Here is a 3,485-nt window from a genome sequence, read left to right on the forward strand (position 1 = left end):
ATTCAAATTAAATCGGAGTTAGACTTATTCAGTGAATGGTATCCAAAAGCCAAGCAAAAGAGATTAATTCAAGCTAGTCAAACTACTAAAGACGGCATCATGATCTACACTAACGATGAAAAGTGGATACCTTTTTCGGAGATGTTAGCTCAGTATCCACTTGAAACGTTGTAGAAAATGACAACAGCGTATAATCACTTGCTTATCTACGTTGTAGACTTTAAAAACGACATAATCGGGGATGAAAACCGACTCGCAGGACTTTAGTCCGCAGTGTTTCTTAACCATTGTTCTACATATTCACTGGCACTTAATCCCTTTTTATTAGCCAATTCTTTTAATTTATTCCACGAATAGTCAGTAAGGGAAATTTCATGACCTTTTTTTAACTCTGTGTAAAAAACAGGGTTATTTTTTATTCTTTTTATTCCTTTTCCTGTTGACATAATTAGAAGCGCCGGCTAATCTAAGCATAGATTAACAAAGAAATAGAAGGTGAGTCAACTGTACAGAACAATTCCAATTAGAGCTAGATTTACAGAAGAAGAAAAAGCGTTTTGGGTTGACCAATGCGAACACGCAAACAGTTTAATTAATTGCGCGATTTACCATACTCGCCAAACTCATTACACCAAGCTGCAAGAATCTGGAAATGCATTCACAACTTATTGGCGCGGTGATGATTTACGTTACGGTTGGAAAACAAGAAGGTGCAGTACGACTTATCCAGAACTGGACAAAGTTCTAAAAAACAGTCCATATTACAAGGCAATGGCTGCACAGTCAGCACAGCAAACTCTTAAAACGGTGGGGGAGTCAATTACTAGCTACAACGGGTTGGTTAAAGCTTATTACAACGGTGAGGTTGACAGACCATCATTGCCTAAATACAGAAAGCGTGGCGGACTTGCTGCGGTTACATTTCCAAGGCAAGCTCTGACTTTAAAAGATGGTTACTTTCATCCATCAATCAGCAAGGACACAAAGCCAGAATTAATTACTCAAATAAAATTCCTTTACCAGATTTCATCAACTCCGATTGGGTGAAAGAAGTCACCGTTCGTCCTTGCTACGGTGAGTTTTGGATTGTAGTGGTGATAGATGATGGTAAGCAACCAATTAGCGTTAACCCTAACCTTGATTACACGCAAGCATGGGGCTTTGACCACGGAGGAAGCAACTGGTTAACAGGTGTTTCAACCCGTGGTAAAAGCCTAATCATTGATGGCAGCAAACTAAAAGCAATGAACCAAGGTTATTGCCGCTTAGTTGCTAAATACAAACAGGGCAAATCTGATTTTTATTGGGATGGAAACCTTGATAGAGTACAACGCAAACGCAATAATCAAATGCGTGACGCCATCAATAAAGCTGCCAGATTCATTGTCAATCAATGCTTAAACGACCGAATTGGAAATTTAGTATTGGTTGGAATGAAGGGCAGAAAAATGGCTCTGATATGGGCAAGCGCAATAATCAAAATTTCGTTGTTATTCCCACTGGGAGATTAATTGAAAGACTTAAACAACTGTGCCCAGAATACGGAATTATACTAACAGTAACCGAGGAAGCTAACACCAGTTTATGTCGTTTTTAAAGTCTACAACGTAGATAAGCAAGTGATTATACGCTGTTGTCATTTTCTACAACGTTGTTCATTCAGCATACTCCTCTATCATCTCTTCAACAATCGCCCTGGCAGAATAATAGTTCCCCGGTAGACCTGGAATGTTCTTAGCGTACCAGTCAACTGACCTACCACCTTCCAGGGCGAGCGGCAACCATTTTGATTAATGCCATTAAAGAACACCAAACAAAAGAACCCTTCGCCTGACAAAGGTAAAGGGAACTAAATGTAAATATTTTGAATGGCGTTTATCACTTTTTAAGTTTGAGCTTTTCTAAAAAATACTCAATCATTATTTTCTTTTAATTTGTTTTACCTTTTTTAATAACTTATGTCCTACATCATTTACCACCCAACAATTGGTTCCTCCACCAACAATTGCGCCTGCAATAGGAATTAACTCTGCTAATTTAATTCCGCCCCTAACACCAACTTTTACTCCTATTGCTTTAAGTATAGGTACTAGTAAGGTTTTGACTAAAGGTTTTAGAGCTATGTCTCTAGCTGTGGCATTCATTCCTATGTCTAAAAGTACAAAAGCTTTATCAGTAAGATTAGAATCTCCTGAAACACCAGCTAAATAAAAAAGCTTTCACTCTATCATCACTAGTGTCAAGACCGTAAATTTCTGCGAGTACACCACACATTTCTACAAGGTGATACATCAATGATGCGATATCTGTTGCTCCAGCAGCTACTGCACCTAAACCACCAAAAATTCCTAAACCTCCGCCCTGTGCTGTCATTTTTGTGGCAGCTTGAAATATCATCTCATTAGCCGCTTTTTCTTTATCCCAACTTTTATCAGACATGAGATCCTGGCGGTATTTCTTAAATCGTGTTGAATCGTATGCAGTGCCTAAAATATTAGCTATAAAACCACCATCACCAAGTTCGGAAAGTGCGTCATCCCACGCATTTGATGAGTGCGTCATTTATTTTAAAATGTTTACATCAAATCAAAAATAACTGCTCTTATCCTCTGTGGTAACGGAAATTTCACTGAAAAAATTAAAAGTAGTGATTTTACTGTAATATTTTCTCTACTTAACTAAACATTTATAGAAAGCTAATGATAGCTAGGTCATTTCCTGTAATCCTTCTAAGGGATACTTAGCAACCATTTCTTCAAAAGGAATCCATTCACCTTCAGGACTACAAACGTGTAGCACTCCTTCAATTTTTGTTGAAGCTACAACTAATCTTTTAGACTGAGCAACTGGAAACCATTCTTTAAAAATATCCAGTTCTGCTTTCTCCTCATACCTTTCATTGGGTATCCAAGTATTTCTGATAGCTTCTGCTAAAAACCCTGCCGGATTGCGTACTTGAGTGATAGATAAAGCTTCTTTGAGTGCATCAATCGCTTTTATTACCGTTTCCTCTGGAACCTCTTCTATTAGCTTTGACAGGGTTGTATTCATTTTTATTTTTAATGCATCTAGTTCAGATTTTATTTTGTCACTGCCACCAGTTTTTTTAGATCGCTTCTTTTCTATTGAGGTTATTTTTGGATTATCTTTTGTTGGCGGAGGTGAGGTATGGCGGCGACATTCATCTAATTGTTGTTTTAAATCTGAATTTTCAGCCTTGAGCCTTTCTGCTAAATCATCAGCACCTTGTAGATGATAAACCCTACCAGCTAACCCTTCATTGATTCTACGAAGTCCTTCTATTTCTGCTCGTAACTTCTTGTTCTCTTCCCTTAAAGTGGAAATAATAACGGATTTAGAATTGTCGGATGCTGCTGGAGGTTGTTTAGATTTAGGTTTTTGCTTTTGCTGGTCACGTAGGGTTTCAATTCTAGTCCTCAAATCTTCCTGCTTGTACAAGTAAGCAGTTGATACGTTAGCAGCTT

4 protein-coding genes and 1 pseudogene are annotated in these 3,485 nt (G+C 38.0%); 1 reads left to right on the forward strand and 4 read right to left on the reverse strand.

Features of this window, described 5'->3' with window-relative positions; genetic code table 11:
* Positions 1-263: 263 nt before the first annotated feature.
* Positions 264-446 (reverse strand): hypothetical protein, encoded by a 183-nt coding sequence (locus FIS9605_RS0135825; protein ID WP_026736764.1) that lies wholly within the window; start codon positions 444-446, stop codon positions 264-266.
* 58 nt (positions 447-504) lie between these two features.
* Between FIS9605_RS0135825 and FIS9605_RS39625 the strand changes: the two are divergent.
* A pseudogene (locus tag FIS9605_RS39625) lies at positions 505-1,594 on the forward strand (RNA-guided endonuclease InsQ/TnpB family protein); the annotation flags it as partial.
* A 325-nt stretch (positions 1,595-1,919) separates the two neighbouring features.
* On the opposite strand, the gene FIS9605_RS0135835 reads toward FIS9605_RS39625, so the two are convergent.
* From FIS9605_RS0135835 to FIS9605_RS44785, 3 genes are all read right to left on the reverse strand, one after another.
* Complete coding sequence (locus tag FIS9605_RS0135835; RefSeq protein WP_026736749.1) at positions 1,920-2,144, reverse strand: hypothetical protein; 225 nt, start codon at positions 2,142-2,144, stop codon at positions 1,920-1,922.
* Between the two features lie 37 nt (positions 2,145-2,181).
* A complete protein-coding gene (locus FIS9605_RS0135840) occupies positions 2,182-2,562 on the reverse strand; it encodes a hypothetical protein (protein ID WP_026736748.1) in 381 nt (126 codons plus the stop codon).
* 144 nt (positions 2,563-2,706) lie between these two features.
* Positions 2,707-3,485: hypothetical protein (locus tag FIS9605_RS44785; protein ID WP_051470333.1), on the reverse strand; the 779-nt coding region annotated here is incomplete at its 5' end.

Source organism: Fischerella sp. PCC 9605, from assembly GCF_000517105.1.
In the GTDB taxonomy this organism is placed as follows: domain Bacteria; phylum Cyanobacteriota; class Cyanobacteriia; order Cyanobacteriales; family Nostocaceae; genus PCC9605.